The organism is Streptomyces sp. NPDC058662 (assembly GCF_042716255.1).
Classification (GTDB): domain Bacteria; phylum Actinomycetota; class Actinomycetes; order Streptomycetales; family Streptomycetaceae; genus Streptomyces.
Genome location: NZ_JBHXRU010000038.1, coordinates 36192 through 57092 on the forward strand (window position 1 = coordinate 36192; position 20901 = coordinate 57092).

Genomic DNA, 20901 nt, shown 5'->3' on the forward strand with positions numbered 1-20901 from the left:
ACAGGACGCCATGCCCACGCCCCCGCACGCCTACCGACGCTGCCCGCGAAAGGGTCCGAAGAGGGATCACATGCCCCACCCGCAACTCAGCCTGCGCAAGAGGTGCGAGAAGATTCTCGGCCATCTGGACCTGTCTCATCCGTTCTCCCTCGAAGCGCTCTGCACCCGAATAGCGGAGCAGCGCGGCCGGCCCATCCGCCTGCACCCGCTCCCCAGGGAAGCGGCGGAGTCCGGGGTCTGCGGGCTGTGGGTGGGAACCGCCAGCGTCGACTACGTCTTCTACGAGGCGCAGACCACTCCGCTGCACCGGGAGCACATCGTGCTCCACGAACTCGGCCACATCCTCTTCGGCCACCACTCGCTGGAGGGCGAGGAGGCGGACGGCAGCGCCCCGGTCGTGCTCGGACGCACCAACTACACCACCCGCCAGGAGCAGGAGGCGGAGATGCTCGCCAGCATGATCCGCATCCGCACGGCGAAGCACGCCCCCTCCGCCGCCCCGCAGGGCGGCACCCTGGCGCGACTGGAGTCCGCCATGGGCTACGAGCGGGGCGGTCATGGCAGCTGACCTCACCGCCTTCGGCAACTGGCTCGCGGTGCCCAGCGTCGTGTGCCTGTGGATCGCCGTCCTGCTGCGCGCCCCCGGCGCCCTGCGCTCCCCGCAGCAGCGCGGGCTGTGGCTCGCCGTGGCGACCGCCGCCGCAGCGATGACACTGAACCTTCCCGCCGTCGTCGGCTACGCGATGCGCGACCCCGGCCACTCCCACGCCGTCGGCCTCGTCCGCAACCTCGTCGGCGTGCTGTCGGCGGGCGCCGTCCTCTACTTCGTGGCCGCCGCCGCCGGGGGCCGCCGGCTCCAGCTCGCCTCCTGGACCGCCACCGCGGGATGGCTGGCCGCGCTCCTCGCCCTCGACGCCGCCGCCCCCGACCACGGCACGCACACCATGCCGCCGGTCGGCGACCCGGTCCCCTCCCTCGCGTACTGGCTCGTGCTGATCTCCGCCCACGTGATCGCCAACACCGTCTGCGTGTACGTGTGCTGGCGCTACAGCCGGCGCAGCGACAGCCCGGGGCTCGCCGCCGGACTGCGCCTGTTCGGGCTCGGTACCGCGCTGGCCGGCCTGTTCTGGCTCGCCTACCTGCTCAAGGCCCTCTTCGGCAGCACCTGGGCGATGCCCGCCCTCCCCCTGCTGATGAACCTGCACGGCCTGCTGCGCGCGGCCGCGATCCTGGTGCCGACCCTGTGCGCCTACCGGCGCACGGCCGCCGACATCACCACCGCCTGGCGGCTGTGGCCGCTGTGGCGCGACCTGGTGCAGGCCGTCCCGCACGTGGCGCTCAACAAGCCGCGCGCCGGCCGGGTGGTCGAGGTGCTGTGGCCGCCGGTGCCGCGCAACCTGCTCGTGTACCGCAAGGTCATCGAGACACGCGACGCGATCATGATCCTCGGCGAGTACGTGGCCCCCGGCGACCTGGCGCTCGCCCGCACCCGGCTGGCCGGTACCGGGGTCCCCGAGGAGCGCCGCACCGCGGCCGCCCTGGCGCGCGTGCTCAAGGAGGCGCGGCGGGCGAAGCTCGCCGGGCTGCCCGGGAACCCGGGCGAGGCCGGCACGCTGGAGCTGCCCGCCGCCATCCAGACCTCCCAGGAGGGCGGGGACCTGGAGGACGAGGCCCGGTTCCTCGTGGAGGTCGCCCGGGCGTACGCCTCGCCGGCCGCCGGTGCCTCCCCGGCCGCCGCCCGTTCCTGACCTGCCCGCACCACGAGGAAGCGACCCCCTCTTGACCACCGTACTGATCACCGGAGCCAGCGCCGGTCTCGGCGAGGCCTTCGCCCGCGGCTTCGCCGCCAAGGGCTGCGACCTGGTCCTGGTCGCCCGCTCCGAGGACCGGCTGGCCGCGGTGGCCGAGCGGCTCGGCCGGGAGTTCGGCGTGCGCGCCGAGGTGCTGCCCGCCGACCTGCTGGACACCGCCGACCTCGCCGCCGTCGCCGAGCGCCTCGCCGACCGGGGCCGGCCCGTCGACGTCCTGGTCAACAACGCCGGGTTCGGACTGCCCGCCCCCTTCCCCTACAACCCCGTCGAGGACGAGGAGCGGATGCTCGACCTCCTGGTGAAGGTCCCGCTCCGGCTCACCCACGCCGTCCTGCCGGGCCTGCGCGAGCGGCGCCGGGGCGCGGTGCTGAACGTCTCCTCCGTGGCAGGCCTGCTGCCGACCGGGACGTACGGGGCCGCCAAGGCCTGGGTCACCGCGTTCAGCGAGTCCCTGCGGGTGGACATGGCGCCGTACGGGGTCCGGGTGCTGGCGGTCGTCCCCGGTTTCACCCGCACCGAGTTCCAGGAGCGCGCGGGGATGGACGTCAGCGCGCTGCGCGACGCGGTGTGGCTGGAGCCGGACGACGTGGTCGACCGGGCGCTGCGCGACCTCGCCCTGCGCCGCCCGGTCAGCGTGACGGGCCTGCGCTACCGGGCCTACGCCCTGGCGGCCCGCCACCTGCCGCGGACCTTCGTGGCCCGGAGGATGGCCCGCGAACGCCGCGCCCCGGCGGGCCGGGACTGAGCGCGTACGGGCCGGTCCGCTCCGGCGCCGCTACAGCTCGGTGACCCTGCCGTCCTCGACCCGCAGCCGGCGGGTGACCTGGACGGCGTCCAGCATGCGCCGGTCGTGGGTGACCAGCAGCAGGGTGCCCTCGTACGCCTCCAGGGCGGACTCCAGCTGCTCGATCGCCGGGAGGTCGAGGTGGTTGGTGGGCTCGTCCAGCACCAGCAGGTTCACCCCCCGGCCCTGGAGCAGCGCCAGCGCCGCCCGGGTGCGCTCGCCGGGGGAGAGGGTGGCGGCCGGGCGCATCACGTGCGCCGCCTTCAGGCCGAACTTGGCCAGCAGGGTGCGGACCTCGGCCGGCTCGGTGTCCGGGACCGCCGCGCAGAAGGCCTCCAGCAGCGGTTCGTCACCGAGGAACAGGCCGCGGGCCTGGTCCACCTCTCCGACGCGCACGCCGGAGCCGAGGGTCGCCGAGCCGGAGTCCGGAGCCACCCGGCCCAGCAGGACGGCGAGGAGGGTGGACTTGCCGGCGCCGTTCGCGCCGGTGATCGCCACCCGGTCCGCCCAGTCGATCTGCAGGCTGGCCGGGCCGAAGGCGAAGTCCCCGCGCCGGACGGACGCCTCGCGCAGGGTGGCGACCACGGAGCCCGAGCGGGGGGCCGCCGCGATCTCCATGCGCAGCTCCCACTCCTTGCGGGGCTCGTCGACCACGTCCAGACGCTCGATGGCCCGCTGCGTCTGACGCGCCTTGGCCGCCTGCTTCTCGCTGGACTCGCCGCGCAGGTTCTTGCCGATCTTGTCGTTGTCGCTCGCCTTGCGGCGGGCGTTGCGCACACCCTTGTCCATCCAGTTGCGCTGCATCTGGGCCCGGCCCTCCAGGGCGGCCTTCTTGTCCGCGTACTCCTCGAACTCCTCGCGGGCGTGGTTGCGCGAGCGCTCGCGCTCCTCCAGGTAGGCGTCGTAACCGCCGCCGTAGAGGTTGATCCGCTGCTGCGCCAGGTCGAGTTCGAGGACCTTGGTGACCGTCCGGGCGAGGAACTCGCGGTCGTGGCTGATCACGACCGTGCCCGCGCGCAGCCCCGTCACGAACCGCTCCAGGCGCTCCAGACCGTCCAGGTCCAGGTCGTTGGTGGGCTCGTCGAGCAGGAAGACGTCGTAGCGGGAGAGCAGCAGCGACGCCAGGCCGGCGCGCGCCGCCTGGCCGCCGGACAGGGCCGTCATGGGCAGGTCGAGCCCGACGGAGAGGCCGAGGTCGGCGGCCACCTCCTCGGCGCGCTCGTCGAGGTCGGCGCCGCCGAGGTCCAGCCAGCGGTCCAGCGCGGAGGCGTACGCGTCGTCCGAGCCGGGCACTCCGTCGACCAGGCCCTGCGTCGCCGCGTCCAGCTCCTCCTGGGCGGTGGCCACGCCCGTGCGCCGGGCCAGGAAGTCCCGTACCGACTCGCCCGCGCGCCGCTCTGGCTCCTGGGGGAGGTGGCCCACGGCGGCGGTGGGCGGGGAGAGCCGCAGCTCGCCGGTCTCGGGGGTGTCCAGGCCGGCCAGCAGGCGCAGCAGGGTGGACTTCCCGGCGCCGTTGACGCCGACGAGGCCGATGACGTCCCCGGGCGCGACGACGAGGTCGAGATCGGCGAAGAGGGTGCGCTCACCGTGCGCGGCGGTGAGTTTCTTGGCGACGAGAGTGGCAGTCATGATGCGTCGATCCTATCCGCGCGCGGACAGGCGCCTCCCGGCCGGGACGGGCCCGCGCCGGGCCGGGAGATCGGTCGTGCGGCCGTGGTCGGTCGTGCGGCCGTGGTCGGTCGTGCGGCCGTGGTCGGTCGTGGGGGCGGGCCCGGAGGTCAGCCGTGCGGCGTCCACGTGAACGACGGGGTACGCCGCTCCAGGAACGCGGCGACGCCCTCGGCGGTGTCACCGCTCCCGGCGGCCTGGTCCGCCCAGTACGCGTCCCGTCCCGTGCGGCCGTCCGCGAACTCCTTGGCGGCGGCCTGCGTGAGCTGCGAGCGCGTGGCGAGGACCGCGGTGAACTCGGCGATCCGCCGGTCGAGGAGCCCGGCCGGTAGCAGTTCGTTCAGGAATCCGGCCCGCAGCGCCTGCTCGGCGTCGATCAGCTCCGCCGAGAAGAGCAGGTACTTGGCCCAGGCGGGTCCCACCAGCGTGGTCAGCCGCCGGGTGGAGGAGGCCGGGTAGACGATGCCGAGCCGCGCCGGGGTCACCCCGAAGGAGGAGCCCTCCTCCGCGAAGCGCAGGTCGCAGGCCGCCGCCAACTGGCTGCCGCCGCCCACGCAGAATCCGCGGATCACCGCCAGGGTGGGCTTGGGGAAGGCGGCCAGCGCGTCCTCCGCCGCCACGGACAGGGCCTGCGGGTCCTCGTCGCCGGTCAGCGAGGAGATGTCGGCGCCGGCACAGAAGGTGGGGCCGGCCCCGGTCAGGACGAGGACCCGCACCGCGGGGTCGGCCGCCAGGCGGGCCAGCAGGCCGGGCAGGGCCCGCCACATGGCCGCCGTCATGGCGTTGCGCTTGGCGGGGTGCGCGATGACGACGGTGGCCACCCCGCCCGCGACCGAGTGGCGCAGGGCCGCCTCCGGCGCCGCTTCCCGAGCTGCTTCCCTGGCTGCGTCCATGCGCCGGATGCTATCCCGGGCCGTCGACCCATGATCAAGGGAGTCCCGCGGGGGTGAGGAAGAGCAGGTGACGCCCGGGGCGGGGGCTGAGGGCGGGACGCCGGGGACGGCCGAGAAGAGACAGGCAGAAGATCAGGAACAGTCGAACAACTGACTCTGTCATACGCCCGTGGTCAGAAAGCGTCCGAATGACGCTGACTTCTGGTCAGAGATCCGGGCGCGACCAACGCGGTCCCCACTCTTGACGCGTGGAGACGATCGAGCGCGAAGACGGGGGACGAGCCATGGATGTCAGCGGGAGCGTCCCGCCTGCCAGGGAGGGGGCGCCGGAGGCTCCGGCCGACCCCCTCGCGTACGAGGGGGTGTGGCGGTTCACCGCTCCCGCGGTAGAAGAATCCGTTCCGCAGGCCCGCCGGGCGGTCCGGGAACTACTCGGGCGCCAGGGGGTGCCGGCCCACCAGGACCTGGTGTACTCCCTGCTCCTGATCGTCTCCGAACTGGTGACGAACTCGGTCCGGCATGCCGCGCTGCTCTCGCCGGAGGTCGCGGTGGAAGTGGCCATCGGCCGGGAGTGGGTACGGGTGGCCGTCGAGGACAACCACCCGTACCGGCCCAAGGCGCTGGAGGCCGATTTCGGCCAGACCGGCGGACGGGGCCTGCTCCTGGTCCGGGAGGTCACCCGAGAGGCCGGCGGAGTCTGCGACGTCGAGCACACCTCGACCGGCGGCAAGGTCATCTGGGCGGCCCTCCCGCTGGGCGGGCCCGTCCCCGGCGCGGCCGCCTGAGCGGCCCGCCCGGACGGCGGCCCCGCGCGCTACCAGCCCGCGGCGTCACCGGTCAGCTCGCGGATCGCGGGTCGTGCGGCGTCGAGCACGGTCATGAACCAGGCCGAGAACGGCGCCTCGGCGTGCCGCTTCGCCAGCTCCTCGGCGGTGACGAAGACGGTGTCGCCGACTTCCTCCGGGTCCGGCCGCAGCGCCGACTGCGCGAGTCCCACGAACAGGTGGTTGAACTCCTGCTCCACCAGGCCCGACGCCGGGTCGGGGTGGTTGTAGCGGACCGTTCCCGCCTCCGCGAGGAGCGAGGGGGACAGCCCCAGCTCCTCGTGGGTGCGCCGGGCCGCGGCCGCGAACGGCGACTCACCGGGGTACGGGTGGCCGCAGCAGGTGTTCGACCAGACGCCGGGGGAGTGGTACTTCCCGAGCGCCCGCTGCTGGATCAGCAGCCGGCCCTGCTCGTCGAAGAGGAACACGGAGAACGCCCGGTGCAACTGTCCCGGCGCCTCATGGGCGGAGAGCTTCTCCGCCGTGCCGATGGTGTTGCCGGCCTCGTCGACCAGTTCGAGCATGATCGGTTCCTGAGTCCCGGTGCCGTTGGACGCGCTCTTCGCGGCGGTGGCTGGTGTGGTCGGCATACCCATCCTTCGCTTCGGACTTCGGCCCTCAGTCTGCCGTACAAAAGCGGCTTGTCCCCACTTCGGCGATCTGCGCATGTCCGCCCCCGCCGCGTGGTAGGCGGCGGGGGCGGACGGGCCGCACAGGTGTCAGACGCCGAACGGGGCCGGGTACGCGATGGTGCCCGCCGGGACCGGGGCCCCGTCGTCCAGCACCAGCGCCATCAAGGCCTCGTCGGGAACCTCGAAGGGCGCCCGGATCCCGTAGTGCGACGCCGGTACGAAACCGAAGCGCCGGTAGTACTCGGGGTGCCCCAGGACGAGGACCAGCGACTCGCGGCGGTCCCGGGCGGCCCCGAGCAGGGCCCGGACCACCGAGCTGCCCGCGCCCGAGCGCTGGAGCGCGGGGTCGACCGCCACCGGCGCCAGCGCCAGCGCCCGCGCGCCGTCGACGGTGCACGCGGTGAGCAGGGCATGCGCCGCCACCGCGCCGCCGGGCCCCTCGGCCACGTAGGACAGCCCCGGCAGCCAGGCGCCGTCCACCCGCAGCGCGTCGACGAGGTCCGCCTCCAGCGGGGTCTCGAACGCCGCCAGGTTGACGGCCCGGACGGCCGCGATGTCGGCCGGGGTCTCCGGCCGGGCCCGCCAGGCGGTGCCGCTCCCGGCGGTCACCGGGCGCAGTACGTACCCGGTGTACCCGTACTCGTGCCCGTGCCGGGCCCGGACGTCGAGCTCCTCACGGGTGGCGGCCGCCGCGGCCGCCGCCGCGGCCGTCCCGTCGCCGGGGTGGTGCCTGACCCGCTCGGCGAGCGGGCCGTAGTACTCGGCCCAGTCCGCGTCGGGCAGGTGGTGCACGCCGAGCACCTGGTACCCGGCGGCCTGGGCGGCCGCCAGGTTGCGGGCGGTCGTGCGCAGCGGGTAGTGGGTGTCCCAGAAGGCGCGGGCCCCGTCGGACGGTTCGTCGGCGGTCCACTGGCACTCGGTCAGCACGAGGGTGCCGCCGGGGGCGAGCAGCCGCTTCCACCGCGCGAGCGCGGTGTCGTAGCCGATCACGTAGGCGGAGCCCTCCGCCCAGACGAGGTCGAAGGAGCCGTCCTCGAAGGGCAGGGCGCCCATGTCCGCGCGGACGGGGCGGACGCGGTCGGCGAGACCGCGGGCCGCGGCGGCCTCACGGAGCTCGTCGAGGAAGCCGTCGTGGAGGTCGACGGCGGTGACGTCGGCTCCCGCGGCGCCCGCTTCGGCGGCGAGGAGCAGTGCGCTGCGGCCGGGGCCGCAGCCCAGGTCGAGGGCGCGCGGCCGCTCGGGCAGCGGCCCGCACAGGGACAGCATGCGCCGGGTGGACGCGTCGGAACCGGGGGCCTGCCGGGGCAGCCCGCGGTGCAGGGTGAGGAACGCCTCGAAGAAGGAGTTGTCGGCGGCGTCGGGAAGATCGGTCGAGCGGGTGGTGTCGGTCAACGTGAACCCTTGGGCAGGGGGCTCCGGCCGACGGGGCCGATCAGCGGCGTGCGATCAGGCCCGGCCGGGAACCCGGGAGGAAGTGGGGATGTGCCGGAGTTCGCAGCGCATGGCCGCGACCTTGACGACGGTCATCAACCCCACCTCTTTCCCGCTCGGTTCTCTCGGTCGGCCACCTCCGGGGTGGCCCCGCATCTGGGCCCCGCACGCGAGTACGGGACTCGTACGCGCAGGCATCCAATCTAGCACCGACGCCGTTTGTCGTACCTCGGTGTGATCGTCGATGATGATCACACCGAGGCCCCGGGCTCGGCGTTCTCCGGCCCATCAGGGCGTAAACGGGTGGTGAACCCCTCCTTCCATTCATCCGATAGCCTCTGCCGACGTGCCGCCGCCCCATCAGGCGCCCGTCCGGAAATCGTCACGAGGAGTGAGTTCGTCTGCCGACCGTCATCCTTACCGGCCTGCCGGTCCCCGGATCACCCCTCGCGGACGACCTGCGCTCCCTGGGCTTCCACGTCCGCTACGCCACCGGCCCGGCCGAGACGGCCACCGCCCTGGCGGCCGTCCCCGCCGACCAGCGGGTGGCCGTCGTGGACAGCGCGTTCGTGGGGCACCCGCACGCGCTGCGCCTCGCGCTGACCGACCCGCGCTTCGACGCCTGCGCCGTCACCGGCGCCCTGGCCGTCCAGCCGGCAGCCCGGGCGGCGCTCGACGCCGCCGTGGCCGCGCGCGCCCACGCGCCGGCGGCCGGAGCGGGCGCCGGAGCTGGCGCCGGAGCTTGGATCCACGTGCCCGCCGAGCCGTACGCGACGCCGGACCCGTACCCGCCGGGCGACCCCCGCGCGCACACCGGCGACGACCCGGACACCGCCCCCTGCGCGGACCGGCTCGCCGCCGCCCTGGAAGCCGCCGGGACCCCGGTCCAGCGTCCCGAGCTCGGCACACTCGTCGCGGCGGTCCCCACCACCGCCGCCGACCGGCGGGCGGCGACCGCCGCCGTCGCCGCCGTCGACGACGAGGCCGTGCGGCTGCGGACCGCGGTGAAGTCCCGCGACGGCTTCTTCACCACCTTCTTCATCAGCCCGTACTCCCGCTACATCGCGCGCTGGTGCGCCCGCCGGGGCCTGACTCCGAACCAGGTCACCACCGCCTCCCTGGCCACGGCGCTGATCGCGGCCGGCTGCGCCGCCACCGGAGACCGCTGGGGCTACGTCGCGGCCGGCGTGCTGCTCCTGGTCTCCTTCGTCCTGGACTGCACCGACGGGCAGCTGGCCCGCTACTCGCTCCAGTACTCCACGATGGGCGCCTGGCTCGACGCGACCTTCGACCGCGCGAAGGAGTACTCCTTCTACGCGGGTCTGGCGCTCGGCGCCGCCAGGAACGGCGACGACGTCTGGGCCCTCGCGGTCGGCGCCATGATCCTCATGACCTGCCGCCACGTCGTGGACTTCTCCTTCAACGAGGCCAACCACGACGCCACCGCCAACACGAGCCCCACAGCGGCCCTCTCCGACAAGCTCGACAGCGTCGGATGGACCGTGTGGCTCCGGCGGATGATCATCCTCCCGATCGGCGAGCGGTGGGCGATGATCGCCGTGCTGACCGCCGTCACCACCCCCCGGACCGTCTTCTACGCCCTGCTCGTCGGCTGCGCCTTCGGCGCGCTCTACACCACCGCCGGCCGGGTCCTGCGCTCGCTGACCCGCCGCGCCACCCGGACCGACCGGGCGGCCCAGGCCCTCGCGGACCTCGCCGACTCCGGCCCGCTGGCGGAGGCGCAGGCGCGGCTGCTGCGCGGCCGGGCCGGTTCCTTCGGGTCGGTGTACGTCGCCGCCCTGGGCACGCTGCTCCTGATCGCCGCCGCCCTGTACCTGCCGTTCGGCGACGGGCGCCTGACCGCCGTCGCGGTGGTCTACGCCATCACCGCGGGCCTGGCCGTCGCCGCCCCGCTCAAGGGCGCCCTGGACTGGCTCGTCCCGCCGCTGTTCCGGGCCGCCGAGTACACCACCGTGCTGATCCTCGCGGCCAAGGCGGACGTCCCCGGGGCCCTTCCGGCGGCATTCGGCCTGATCGCGGCGGTCGCCTACCATCACTACGACACGGTGTACCGCATCCGCGGCGGCACCGGCGCGCCCCCGCACTGGCTGGTGCGGACGATCGGCGGCCACGAGGGCCGGGTCCTGCTGACCACGGTGCTGGCCGCCGTCCTCGCCACGCGCGTCGCGGACTTCCCCGTCGCGCTCACGGCCCTGGCCGTGTTCGTGGCACTGGTGGTGCTCGTGGAGAGCATCCGGTTCTGGGTCTCCTCCGGGGCACCCGCCGTACATGACGAAGGAGAACCAGCATGATCGGCCTTGTACTCGCTGCCGGTGCCGGACGCCGTCTGCGTCCCTACACCGACACCCTGCCCAAGGCCCTCGTGCCCGTCGGCCCCGAGGGCGAGGAGGAGAGCCTCACGGTCCTCGACCTGACCCTGGGCAACTTCGCCGAGGTCGGCCTCACCGAGGTCGCCGTCGTCGTCGGCTACCGCAAGGAGGCCGTCTACGAGCGCCGCGAGGCGCTGGAGGCCAAGTACGGCGTCAAGATCACGCTGATCGACAACGACAAGGCAGAGGAGTGGAACAACGCCTACTCCCTGTGGTGCGCGCGCGAGGTCCTCAAGCAGGGTGTGATCCTCGCCAACGGCGACACCGTCCACCCGGTCTCCGTCGAGAAGACGCTGCTCGCCGCCCGCGGCGAGGGCCGCCGGATCATCCTGGCCCTCGACACGGTCAAGAGCCTGGCCGACGAGGAGATGAAGGTCGTCACCGCCGACGGGGCGGGCGTACGCAAGATCACGAAGCTGATGGACCCGGCCGACGCCACCGGCGAGTACATCGGCGTCACCCTGATCGAGCCCGAGGCCGCGGAGCAGCTGGCCGAGGCGCTGAAGACCACCTTCGAGCGCGACCCCGACCTCTACTACGAGGACGGCTACCAGCAGCTCGTCAACGACGGCTTCACCATCGACGTGGCTCCCATCGGCGACGTCAAGTGGGTCGAGATCGACAACCACGACGACCTCGCCAAGGGCCGGACGATCGCATGCCAGTACTGACGAGGCTCATCCCCTCGCCCGTCGTCGTCGACATCAGCCGGGGCGCGATGGACGACCTGGCCGGCCTCCTGGCCGACCAGCGGATCTCCGCGTCCGGCAAGCTGGCGATCGCGATCAGCGGCGGCTCCGGCGTGGCGCTGCGCGCCAAGCTGGAGCCCGTACTGCCCCACGCCGACTGGTACGCCGTCGTCGACGGCACCATCGACTCCGCGGTCAAGCTGGCCGACGACATAAAGGGCCGCCGCTACGACGCCGTGGTCGGCCTGGGCGGCGGCAAGATCATCGACGTGGCGAAGTACGCCGCGGCGCGGGTCGGCCTGCCCATGGTGGCCGTCGCCACCAACCTCTCGCACGACGGCATCTGCTCGCCGGTGTCCATCCTGGACAACGACAACGGCCGGGGCTCCTACGGGGTCCCGACGCCGATCGCCATGGTCATCGACCTCGACGTGATCAAGGACGCGCCGGTGCGGTTCATCCGCGCCGGCATCGGGGACGCGATCTCCAACATCTCGGCGATCGCCGACTGGGAGCTCTCCCACGAGATCACCGGCGAGCCCGTGGACGGCCTGGCCGCGGCCATGGCCCGCACCGCCGGCGAGTCCGTCCTGCGCCACCCCGGCGGATGCGGGGACGACGCCTTCCTCACCGTGCTGTCCGAGGCCCTCGTCCTCTCCGGCATCGCCATGTCGATCAGCGGGGACTCCCGCCCCTCGTCCGGCGCCTGCCACGAGATCAGCCACGCCTTCGACCTGCTGTACCCGGGACGCTCCGCGCTCCACGGCGAGCAGGTCGGCATCGGCGCCGCCTTCGCGATGCACCTGCGCGGGGCGGCCGAGACGGCCGGCCTCTTCACGGAGGTACTGCGCAGGCACGCCCTGCCCGTACTGCCCGAGGAGATCGGGTTCAGCGTGGACGAGTTCGTCACCGCCGTCGAGTACGCCCCCCAGACCCGCCCGGGACGCTTCACGATCCTGGAGCACCTCAACCTGTCCGCAGCCGAGATCAGGGACGCTTACGCCGACTATGCCAAGACCATCCGTAGCTGAACTCCGACCCGTCGTGCACCCGGCGGGCGTGAAGGACCGGCGCAGCGGCGAGCACTGGGGCGGGCGCCTCTACATGCGCGAGATCTCCCTGCGCATCACCCGCTACCTGGTCACCACCAAGGTCACGCCGAACCAGCTGACCTACGTGATGACCCTGGCCGGCGTCCTCGCCGCCCCCGCCCTGCTGGTGCCGGGCGTCTGGGGCGCCGTGCTGGGCGTCGTGGCGGTCCAGCTCTACCTGCTGCTCGACTGCGTCGACGGCGAAGTCGCCCGCTGGAAGCAGCAGTTCTCCCTGTCCGGGGTGTACCTCGACCGGGTCGGCGCCTACCTGTGCGACGCCGCGGTCCTGGTCGGCTTCGGCCTGCGCGCCTCGGACCTGTGGGGCAGCGGCCGCATCGACTGGCTGTGGGCCTTCCTCGGCACGCTCGCCGCGCTCGGCGCGATCCTGATCAAGGCCGAGACCGACCTCGTCGGCGTGGCCCGCCACCAGGTCGGCAAGCCGCCGGTCCAGGAAGCGGCCGCGGAGCCGCGGGCGAGGGGCATGGCGCTGGCGCGCCGCGCCGCCTCCGCGCTGAAGTTCCACCGGCTCGTCCTCGGCATCGAGGCCTCCCTCCTCATCCTGGTGCTGGCGGTCCTGGACCAGATGCGGGGCGACCTGTACTTCTCCCGGCTGGGTGTGGCCGTCCTGGCGGGCATCGCCATGCTCCAGACCGTGCTGCACCTGGTGTCGGTCCTCGCCTCCAGCAGGCTCAAGTGAGCGCGCCGATGAGGCTGGGCGCCGTGATCATCACCATGGGCAACCGGCCCGACGAGCTCAAGGCGCTCATCGACTCGGTCGCCCGGCAGGACGGCGACCCGGTCGAGGTCGTCGTCGTGGGCCAGGGCGTGACGGTCACCGGGATGCCGGGGCTCCCGCCGGGAGTCCGTACGGTCGACCTGCCCGAGAACCTGGGCATCCCCGGCGGCCGCAACGTCGGCATCGAGGCCTTCGGCCCCGGCGGCAGCGAGGTGGACGCCCTGCTGTTCCTGGACGACGACGGGCTGCTGGAGCGCACCGACACCGCCGAGCTGTGCCGGCAGGCGTTCACGGAGGACCCCCGGCTGGGCATCGTCAGCTTCCGCATCGCCGATCCGGGGACCGGTGAGACCCAACGGCGCCACGTGCCCCGGCTGCGTGCCTCGGACCCGATGCGCTCCTCCCGCGTGACCACCTTCCTGGGCGGCGCGAACGCCGTCCGGACCGCGGTGTTCGAGCAGGTCGGAGGTCTGCCCGGGGAGTTCTTCTACGCCCACGAGGAGACCGACCTGGCCTGGCGCGCCCTCGACGCGGGGTGGCTGATCGACTACAGGGCGGACATGGTGCTGCTGCACCCGGCGACCTCCCCCTCCCGGCACGCCGTCTACCACCGTATGGTGGCCCGTAACCGGGTATGGCTCGCCCGCCGAAACCTGCCCGCCCCGCTGGTCCCGGTCTACCTGGGCGTCTGGCTCCTGCTGACGCTCGTACGCAGGCCGTCGGCACCCGCGCTCAAGGCGTGGTTCGGCGGCTTCAGGGAGGGATGGACCACTCCCTGCGGACCCCGGCGGCCGATGAGGTGGCGGACGGTCTGGCGGTTGACCCGGCTGGGCCGACCACCTGTCATCTGACACCTCCGCGACCGCGACCATGGCGCGGTCGGGGGCCCCGCACCACGCCCGATCCCCTTCCTGCCGCATCTTGAAGACGGAAAGTTTCAACTTGTGAGTGACACAACCCACGACGGCGCCCTCGCCACGAGCAGGCCGCCGTCCGAAGACGCGGGGCTGAGCCCCGCGGAGCTCGCCAGGAAGTACGGCCTCTCGGTGAGCGGCGCGCGGCCGGGCCTGGTCGAGTACGTGCGGCAGCTCTGGGGCCGGCGCCACTTCATCCTGGCGTTCTCCCGGGCCAAGCTGGTCGCGCAGTACAGCCAGGCGAAGCTCGGCCAGGTCTGGCAGGTGGCGACCCCGCTGCTGAACGCGCTGGTCTACTACCTGGTCTTCGCGTTGATCCTGGAAGCGGACCGGGGCATGGAGAAGGGGGTCTACGTCCCCTTCCTCGTGATCGGCATCTTCGTCTTCACCTTCACCCAGAGCTCCCTCATGGCGGGTGTCCGGGCCATCCCCGGCAACCTCGGCCTGGTACGCGCCCTGCACTTCCCGCGGGCCTCCCTGCCGATCTCCTTCTCGATGCAGCAGCTCCAGCAGCTGCTGTACTCGATGGTCGTCGTGATCGTGGTCGTACTCCTCTTCGGGAACTACCCGCGGCCGTCCTGGCTGCTGGTGCTCCCGGTGCTGGTGCTGCAGTTCGTCTTCAACACCGGGCTCGCCCTGGTCTTCGCGCGCATGGGCTCCAAGACCCCGGACCTCGCGCAGCTGATGCCGTTCGTCACCCGCACCTGGATGTACGCCTCGGGCGTGATGTTCTCGATCAACGAGATGCTCAAGGACAAGCCCCAGTGGATCGCGGACGTGCTCCAGTGGAACCCGGCGGCGATCTACATGGACCTCATCCGGTTCGCCCTGATCGACGGATACGGGTCGGAGAACCTGCCGCCGCACGTCTGGGCCTTCGCGGTCGGCTGGGCCGCCCTGATCGGTCTCGGCGGCTTCGTGTACTTCTGGAAGGCTGAGGAGCGTTACGGCCGTGGCTGAGAACAACAAGGGGCACATCCCCACCGTCATCGCCGACGACGTGCACATCGTCTACCGCGTCAACACCGGCGGCGCCGGCCGGGGCAGCGCCACCGCCGCGCTGAGCAAGATAGTGCGCCGGGGCAGGGGCGACGCGCCCGGCGTGCGCCGCGTGCACGCCGTACGCGGCGTCTCCTTCACCGCGTACCGGGGCGAGGCCATCGGCCTCATCGGTTCCAACGGCTCCGGCAAGTCGACCCTGCTGCGTGCCATCGCCGGGCTCCTGCCCTGCGAGGCGGGCAAGGTCTACACCGACGGCCAGCCCTCGCTGCTGGGCGTCAACGCCGCGCTGATGAACGACCTCACCGGCGAGCGCAACATCGTCCTCGGCGGTCTGGCGATGGGTATGAGCCGCGAGCAGATCAAGCAGCGCTACCAGGGGATCGTCGACTTCTCCGGCATCAACGACAAGGGCGACTTCATCTCCCTGCCGATGCGCACCTACTCCTCCGGCATGGCGGCGCGACTGCGCTTCTCCATCGCGGCGGCGAAGGACCACGACGTCCTGATGATCGACGAGGCCCTGGCCACCGGCGACCGCAGTTTCCAGGTGCGGTCCGAGAACCGCATCCGCGAACTGCGGGAGAAGGCGGGCACGGTCTTCCTGGTGAGCCACAACAACAAGTCCATCCGCGACACCTGCGACCGGGTGCTGTGGCTGGAAAAGGGCGAACTCCTGATGGACGGGCCCACGGACGAAGTCGTCTCGGCCTACGAGAAGGCCACCAACGGCTGACGGGGCGCCGCCCTCCCCGCCGGCGCCGCACATCCGGGCCCGCGCGCGGTGCGTTCGGCCGGAACACCGCAGGCCCCCTCCGCTCCGCGCGGCGGGGGCCTCGGCGTGCGCCCGGGCGCACGCCCGGCGACTTTCGGTGGCGGAGCGAATACCCCAACGGCTTTCGGGGCGTTGTACAGCGTAAGCTGGGCAGGTCCTGAATCGCGGCAAGAGGGGACGATTCACCGCAGGTGAACGGCCTGGGCGACCCCCCGGGAATAGCCCGGCGGCGTGTCCGAAATAGGATGTATTGGTTTGGCAGTGTAGAACGGGAGACGTGACGGCAATGGCTACGGGAATTCTCCGGCCCCCAGGCTTCGACGCCGTCCCCGCCCCGGGCGGCGGGCGGTGACCCCCGGGCACGGCACCCGCCCTCCGTCGGACACACTGCACACCCGCGCCACCCTCGCCAAGGCCCGGACGGAGAACTTCCCCGTCGCGCCCGTCTTCCTTCCCCGCGCCTGGCGCGACGGCCTGACAGCGGTCTACGGGTACGCCCGCCTCGTCGACGACATCGGCGACGGCGACCTCGCCCCCGGCGGCCACGACGCGGTGCTCCTCGGCCTCGACCCGGCCGCCACCGAGGACCGGCTCGCGATGCTCGACGCCTTCGAGGCCGACCTGCACCGCGTGTTCAACGCCTCCGACGCGGTGGACGGCGCCCCGCGGCACCCCCTGCTCCGGGCGCTGCGGCCCGTCGTCCGCGCCCACGCGCTGACGCCCGAGCCGTTCCTCGGACTCATCGAGGCCAACCGCCTGGACCAGCGGGTCACCCGCTACGCCGGCTACGGGGACCTGCTCGGCTACTGCGAGCTGTCCGCGAACCCGGTGGGACGCCTCGTGCTCTCCCTCACCGGCACCAGCACCCCCGAGCGGGTCCGCCACTCGGACGCCGTCTGCACCGCCCTGCAGATCGCCGAGCACCTCCAGGACGTCGCCGAGGACCTCGGCCGGGACCGGATCTACCTGCCCGCCGAGGACATGCGGCGCTTCCACGTCGCCGAGAGCGACCTCAGGGCGCCGTCCGCGAACGCGTCCGTACGCTCCCTCATCGCTTTCGAGACCGAGCGCGCACGCGAGCTCCTCACCGAGGGCATCCCCCTCGTGGGCAGCGTGCACGGCAGGCTCCGGCTGCTGCTCGCCGGCTTCGTGGGAGGAGGACGCGCAGCCCTCGCAGCCGTCACCGCCGCCGGCTTCGACGTACTGCCCGGCCCACCCCAGCCCACCAAGAGCGGCCTGCTCCGCGAGGTGGCCGCCGTCCTGCGCACAGCGCCGAGAAAGGGGTGAGCCCCACCGTGGAGGGCCCCGCACACCCGACCGCACCGTACCCGCCGTCCGCACCGGTCCTGGCCGCCTACAGCTACTGCGAGGCCGTCACCGGATCCCAGGCGCGCAACTTCGCGTACGGCATCAGGCTGCTGCCCACCGACAAGCGGCAGGCGATGTCCGCGCTGTACGCCTTCTCCCGCCGCGTCGACGACATCGGCGACGGCACCCTGGAACCGGGCGCCAAGCTGACCCGGCTGGAGGAGACGCGCGCCCTGCTCGGCCGGATCCGGGCCGGAGCGGTCGACGAGGACGACACCGACCCGGTCGCCGTCGCCCTCGCGCACGCCGCCCACCGCTTCCCGATCCCGCTCGAAGGGCTCGACGAGCTCATCGACGGCGTCCTGATGGACGTACGCGGCGCGACCTACGAGACCTGGGACGACCTCAAGACGTACTGCCGCTGCGTCGCCGGGGCCATCGGGCGGCTCTCGCTCGGCGTGTTCGGCACCGCGCACCCCGGCGGCGTCGCCCCGTCCGACGCCGCACGCGCCGGGGAGTACGCCGACACGCTGGGGCTCGCGCTGCAACTCACCAACATCCTCCGCGACGTTCGGGAGGACGCCGCCAACGGGCGCACGTACCTGCCCGCCGAGGACCTCGCCAAGTTCGGCTGCTCCGAGGGCTTCGGCGGCGACCGGGCCCCGGCGGGCGCCGACTTCGCCGGGCTCGTCCACCACGAAGTGCGCCGCGCCAGGGCCCTGTTCGCCGAGGGCTACCGGCTCCTGCCCATGCTCGACCGGCGCAGCGGCGCCTGCGTCGCGGCCATGGCCGGGATCTACCGGCGCCTCCTCGACCGCATCGAGCGGGAGCCGGAGGCCGTGCTGCGCGGCCGGGTCTCGCTGCCGCCGCACGAGAAGGCGTACGTCGCCGTCCGGGGCCTGTCCGGTCTCGACGCGCGGACCGTCTCCCGCCAACGCACGCGCAGGAGGGTTTGATGACCCCGACGGCGTCCGCCGCCCCGGGCCGCACGCCCGACCGCCCGACGCCCCGCGGCCGTTCCGCGGGCGCCGCCGCCCCGGGCGCCCGCCGGGCAACCCCGGCGCGCGCCGCCGCGTCTACCCGGACGGGCTCCGCCGACCACCGGACGGGCTCCGCCGACCGCCGGCCGTCACCCGGCGACAGGGCCGCGGCGTACCACCGCACCACGGGGGAGGACGCATGACCGGCAGCGGCCGGCACGACCAGCACGCCCAGCACGCCGTCGTCGTCGGCGGCGGACTCGCCGGGGTCACCACCGCCCTCGAACTCGCCGACGCCGGACTCCGGGTCACCCTGCTCGAAGGCCGCCCCCGGCTCGGCGGCCTCGCCTTCTCCTTCAAGCGCGGCGAACTCACCGTCGACAACGGCCAGCACGTCTACCTGCGCTGCTGCACCGCCTACCGGTGGTTCCTCGACCGGGTGGACGGAGCGGCCCTGGCCCCCCTGCAGGACCGGCTCGACGTACCCGTCCTCGACGTCGCCCACCCCGCCGGCCCCCGCCTGGGCCGGCTGCGCCGCAGCGCCCTCCCCGTACCCCTGCACCTGGCGGGCTCCCTCGCCCGCTACCCGCACCTCTCGCTCGCCGAACGCGCGAGCGTCGGCCGCGCTGCCCTCGCGCTGCGCCGCCTGGACCCCGCCGACCCGGCGCTCGACGGGCTGGACTTCGCGACGTGGCTCCGCCGCTACGGCCAGTCGCCCCGCACGATCGAGGCCCTGTGGGACCTCGTCGGCGTCGCCACGCTCAACGCCACGGCCGAGCAGTCCTCCCTGGGCCTGGCCGCCATGGTCTTCAAGACCGGCCTCCTCTCCGAGAACGGCGCCGCGGACATCGGCTGGGCCCGCGTACCGCTGGGGGACCTGCACGACACCCTCGCCCGGACGGCACTCGACGCGGCCGGCGTCCGCACCGCACTGCGCGCCCGCGTCACCGCCGTCTCCCGTACGTCCGAGGGCGCATGGCGCGTCGACACCGAGGACGAGACCCTCGACGCCTCTGTCGTCGTCCTCGCCGTACCCCAGCGCGAGGCGCACGCGCTGCTCCCGGCCGGGGCCCTCGCCGACCCGGACACCCTCCTCGACATCGGCACCGCGCCCATCCTCAACGTCCACGTGGTCTACGACCGCAAGGTGCTCAAGCAGCCCTTCTTCGCTGCGCTCGGCTCACCCGTCCAGTGGGTCTTCGACCGGACCGAGTCCTCCGGCCTGCCCGACGGCGGCCAGTACCTCGCCCTGTCCCAGTCGGTCGCGCAGGACGACATCGACGAGCCCGTCTCGGTCCTGCGGACCAAGTACCTGCCCGAGCTGGAGCGGCTGCTGCCCGCCGCGCGCGGCGCCAAGGTACGGGACTTCTTCGTCACCCGGGAGCGGACCGCGACCTTCGCCCCCACCCCCGGCGTCGGCCGGCTGCGCCCCGGGGCGCGCACCGACACGCCGGGGCTCTACTTGGCCGGTGCGTGGACCGCCACCGGTTGGCCCGCGACGATGGAGAGCGCCGTCCGCAGCGGACTGGGCGCGGCGCACGCCGCGCTCACCGCACTCGGCCGCCACCGCGAACACCCTCTGCAGGAGGCGGCATGACCACCCTCAGCACGACCGGCACAGCACGAACAGGAACCAGAGGAGAGCCAGTGAACCCGGGGAATCCGGCCGTCGAGAACACGGATGCCAGTGTGGGCACTGCCGGACGGGATATGGAGAAGGCCGACACCGTCGCCCTCCTGGAGCGCGGCCGCACGCTGTCGACCCCCGCGCTCCGCGCCGCCGTCGACCGCCTCGCGGCGCCGATGGACACCGTCGCCGCCTACCACTTCGGGTGGATCGACGCCCACGGCAACGCGGCCGACGGCGACGGCGGCAAGGCCGTGCGCCCCGCCCTCGCACTGCTCTCGGCCGAGGCAGCGGGCGTCCCCGCCGAGACCGGCATCCCCGGCGCGGTCGCCGTCGAGCTCGTGCACAACTTCTCGCTGCTGCACGACGACCTGATGGACGGCGACGAGCAGCGCCGCCACCGCGACACCGTGTGGAAGGTGCACGGCCCGGCCCAGGCCATCCTGGTCGGCGACGCCCTCTTCGCCCTCGCCAACGAGGTGCTGCTGGAACTGGGTACCGTCGAGGCCGGCCGCGCCGCGCGCCGCCTGACCACCGCCACCCGCAAGCTCATCGACGGCCAGGCCCAGGACATCTCCTACGAGCACCGCGAGCGCGTCAGCGTCGAGGAGTGCCTGGAGATGGAGGGCAACAAGACCGGCGCCCTGCTCGCCTGCGCCGTGTCCATCGGCGCCGTCCTCGGCGGCGCGGACGACCGTACGGCCGACAAGCTGGAGGAGTACGGCTACCACCTGGGCCTCGCCTTCCAGGCCGTCGACGACCTGCTCGGCATCTGGGGCGACCCGGAGGCCACCGGCAAGCAGACCTGGAGCGACCTGCGCCAGCGCAAGAAGTCCCTGCCGGTCGTCGCCGCGCTGGCGGCGGGCGGCCCGGCCTCGGCCGAACTGGCCGACCTGCTCGCGGCGGACGCCAAGAGCAGCGACTTCGAGAACTTCTCCGAGGAGGAGTTCGCGGCCCGCGCCGCCCTCATCGAGGCGGCCGGCGGACGCCAGTGGACGGCCGACGAGGCGCGCCGCCAGCACACCGTCGCCATCCGGGCGCTGGACGACGTCGACATGCCGCAGCGGGTGCGCGAACAGCTCGTGGCCCTCGCCGACTTCGTCGTCGTGCGCAAGCGGTGACCGCCACCCGGTCGAGGATATGACGCGCGAGTCGCCGGCCGGAGCCGCCTGACAGGCTGCACCCGCCGACGGCAGACCCCAGTTCAGCAGAGGACACTGTTCGAAGGGGAAGCCATGACAGCGACGACCGACGGCAGCGCGGACAGCGCTGGCGCTGGCAGCGGATCCACCCCCGGCGCCCCGCCGCCCGGCGCCGCGGGGCCGGCCGCCCCGCGGGCCGGGTACGTG

The 20901-nt window shown here is 73.4% G+C and carries 19 protein-coding genes; 15 read left to right on the top strand and 4 right to left on the bottom strand.

All coding sequences use genetic code 11. The features are described 5' to 3' along the window. The first annotated feature begins 70 nt into the window (after positions 1-70). Genes ACFWUQ_RS16170 through ACFWUQ_RS16180 form a run of 3 tightly spaced genes read left to right on the top strand, consistent with a single transcriptional unit; the run spans position 71 to position 2556 of the window. Entirely contained in the window at positions 71-568 is a 498-nt protein-coding gene (locus tag ACFWUQ_RS16170; RefSeq protein ID WP_384538249.1) for an ImmA/IrrE family metallo-endopeptidase, read from the top strand. Continuing rightward, entirely contained in the window at positions 558-1748 is a 1191-nt protein-coding gene (locus ACFWUQ_RS16175) for an MAB_1171c family putative transporter (RefSeq protein WP_384538250.1), read from the top strand. Before ACFWUQ_RS16170 ends, ACFWUQ_RS16175 begins: the two co-directional genes overlap by 11 nt. 31 nt (positions 1749-1779) lie before the next feature. Further along, positions 1780-2556, top strand: a complete 777-nt coding sequence (locus ACFWUQ_RS16180) for an SDR family NAD(P)-dependent oxidoreductase (protein WP_384538252.1) — start codon at positions 1780-1782, stop codon at positions 2554-2556. A gap of 30 nt (positions 2557-2586) precedes the next feature. On the opposite strand, the gene ACFWUQ_RS16185 is transcribed toward ACFWUQ_RS16180, so the two are convergent. Both ACFWUQ_RS16185 and ACFWUQ_RS16190 read right to left on the bottom strand, forming a co-directional pair. Then, a complete protein-coding gene (locus tag ACFWUQ_RS16185; protein WP_384538254.1) occupies positions 2587-4224 on the bottom strand; it encodes an ABC-F family ATP-binding cassette domain-containing protein in 1638 nt (545 codons plus the stop codon). Positions 4225-4373: 149 nt separating this feature from the next. After that, a complete protein-coding gene (locus tag ACFWUQ_RS16190) occupies positions 4374-5156 on the bottom strand; it encodes an enoyl-CoA hydratase/isomerase family protein (protein WP_384538256.1) in 783 nt (260 codons plus the stop codon). Positions 5157-5440: 284 nt separating this feature from the next. On the opposite strand from ACFWUQ_RS16190, the gene ACFWUQ_RS16195 reads away from it, so the two are divergent. Then, entirely contained in the window at positions 5441-5941 is a 501-nt protein-coding gene (locus ACFWUQ_RS16195; RefSeq protein WP_384538280.1) for an ATP-binding protein, read from the top strand. A gap of 29 nt (positions 5942-5970) precedes the next feature. Here the strand turns inward: ACFWUQ_RS16195 and idi are convergent, their stop codons facing one another. Further along, positions 5971-6570 (bottom strand): isopentenyl-diphosphate Delta-isomerase, encoded by a 600-nt coding sequence (idi, locus tag ACFWUQ_RS16200; protein ID WP_384538258.1) that lies wholly within the window; start codon positions 6568-6570, stop codon positions 5971-5973. Between the two features lie 129 nt (positions 6571-6699). Then, positions 6700-8004 (bottom strand): GNAT family N-acetyltransferase, encoded by a 1305-nt coding sequence (locus ACFWUQ_RS16205; protein ID WP_384538260.1) that lies wholly within the window; start codon positions 8002-8004, stop codon positions 6700-6702. A gap of 440 nt (positions 8005-8444) precedes the next feature. Here ACFWUQ_RS16205 and ACFWUQ_RS16210 point away from each other — a divergent pair, with 440 nt between their 5' ends. From ACFWUQ_RS16210 to ACFWUQ_RS16260, 11 genes are all read left to right on the top strand, one after another. Continuing rightward, positions 8445-10355 (top strand): DUF5941 domain-containing protein, encoded by a 1911-nt coding sequence (locus ACFWUQ_RS16210; protein ID WP_384538282.1) that lies wholly within the window; start codon positions 8445-8447, stop codon positions 10353-10355. After that, positions 10352-11104, top strand: coding sequence for a sugar phosphate nucleotidyltransferase (locus ACFWUQ_RS16215; protein ID WP_384538262.1), 753 nt, complete (start codon positions 10352-10354; stop codon positions 11102-11104). The genes ACFWUQ_RS16210 and ACFWUQ_RS16215 overlap by 4 nt, the downstream gene beginning before the upstream one ends. After that, on the top strand, positions 11092-12153 hold the full coding sequence (locus ACFWUQ_RS16220) for an iron-containing alcohol dehydrogenase family protein (RefSeq protein ID WP_384538263.1): 1062 nt from the start codon (positions 11092-11094) through the stop codon (positions 12151-12153). The genes ACFWUQ_RS16215 and ACFWUQ_RS16220 overlap by 13 nt, the downstream gene beginning before the upstream one ends. Then, positions 12131-12910 carry a CDP-alcohol phosphatidyltransferase family protein gene (locus ACFWUQ_RS16225; protein WP_384538265.1) on the top strand — a complete coding sequence of 260 codons (780 nt, stop codon included), beginning with the start codon at positions 12131-12133 and terminating at the stop codon, positions 12908-12910. The genes ACFWUQ_RS16220 and ACFWUQ_RS16225 overlap by 23 nt, the downstream gene beginning before the upstream one ends. Positions 12911-12918: 8 nt before the next feature. Further along, a complete protein-coding gene (locus tag ACFWUQ_RS16230; protein ID WP_384538283.1) occupies positions 12919-13800 on the top strand; it encodes a glycosyltransferase family 2 protein in 882 nt (293 codons plus the stop codon). Positions 13801-13893: 93 nt separating this feature from the next. Beyond that, positions 13894-14823 carry an ABC transporter permease gene (locus ACFWUQ_RS16235; RefSeq protein WP_384538267.1) on the top strand — a complete coding sequence of 310 codons (930 nt, stop codon included), beginning with the start codon at positions 13894-13896 and terminating at the stop codon, positions 14821-14823. Further along, positions 14816-15598 (top strand): ABC transporter ATP-binding protein, encoded by a 783-nt coding sequence (locus ACFWUQ_RS16240; protein WP_384538269.1) that lies wholly within the window; start codon positions 14816-14818, stop codon positions 15596-15598. Before ACFWUQ_RS16235 ends, ACFWUQ_RS16240 begins: the two co-directional genes overlap by 8 nt. 387 nt (positions 15599-15985) lie before the next feature. Beyond that, positions 15986-16924, top strand: a complete 939-nt coding sequence (gene hpnC, locus ACFWUQ_RS16245; protein ID WP_384538271.1) for a squalene synthase HpnC — start codon at positions 15986-15988, stop codon at positions 16922-16924. Then, complete coding sequence (hpnD, locus tag ACFWUQ_RS16250) at positions 16921-17901, top strand: presqualene diphosphate synthase HpnD (protein ID WP_384538273.1); 981 nt, start codon at positions 16921-16923, stop codon at positions 17899-17901. Before hpnC ends, hpnD begins: the two co-directional genes overlap by 4 nt. A 223-nt stretch (positions 17902-18124) precedes the next feature. Beyond that, the gene (gene hpnE / locus ACFWUQ_RS16255; protein ID WP_384538275.1) at positions 18125-19522 is read left to right on the top strand and encodes a hydroxysqualene dehydroxylase HpnE; all 1398 of its coding nucleotides are present in this window, start codon (positions 18125-18127) and stop codon (positions 19520-19522) included. Positions 19523-19572: 50 nt separating this feature from the next. Next, complete coding sequence (locus ACFWUQ_RS16260; protein ID WP_384538277.1) at positions 19573-20673, top strand: polyprenyl synthetase family protein; 1101 nt, start codon at positions 19573-19575, stop codon at positions 20671-20673. Positions 20674-20901: the final 228 nt, after the last annotated feature.

Coding starts and splice junctions, on each gene's coding strand:
- ACFWUQ_RS16170 (WP_384538249.1), top strand. CDS start 71: ATGCCCCACCCGCAACTCAGCCTGCGCAAGAGGTGCGAGAAGATTCTC.
- ACFWUQ_RS16175 (WP_384538250.1), top strand. CDS start 558: ATGGCAGCTGACCTCACCGCCTTCGGCAACTGGCTCGCGGTGCCCAGC.
- ACFWUQ_RS16185 (WP_384538254.1), bottom strand. CDS start 4,224: ATGACTGCCACTCTCGTCGCCAAGAAACTCACCGCCGCGCACGGTGAG.
- ACFWUQ_RS16190 (WP_384538256.1), bottom strand. CDS start 5,156: ATGGACGCAGCCAGGGAAGCAGCTCGGGAAGCGGCGCCGGAGGCGGCC.
- ACFWUQ_RS16195 (WP_384538280.1), top strand. CDS start 5,441: ATGGATGTCAGCGGGAGCGTCCCGCCTGCCAGGGAGGGGGCGCCGGAG.
- idi (WP_384538258.1), bottom strand. CDS start 6,570: ATGCCGACCACACCAGCCACCGCCGCGAAGAGCGCGTCCAACGGCACC.
- ACFWUQ_RS16215 (WP_384538262.1), top strand. CDS start 10,352: ATGATCGGCCTTGTACTCGCTGCCGGTGCCGGACGCCGTCTGCGTCCC.
- ACFWUQ_RS16220 (WP_384538263.1), top strand. CDS start 11,092: ATGCCAGTACTGACGAGGCTCATCCCCTCGCCCGTCGTCGTCGACATC.
- ACFWUQ_RS16225 (WP_384538265.1), top strand. CDS start 12,131: ATGCCAAGACCATCCGTAGCTGAACTCCGACCCGTCGTGCACCCGGCG.
- ACFWUQ_RS16230 (WP_384538283.1), top strand. CDS start 12,919: ATGAGGCTGGGCGCCGTGATCATCACCATGGGCAACCGGCCCGACGAG.
- hpnE (WP_384538275.1), top strand. CDS start 18,125: ATGACCGGCAGCGGCCGGCACGACCAGCACGCCCAGCACGCCGTCGTC.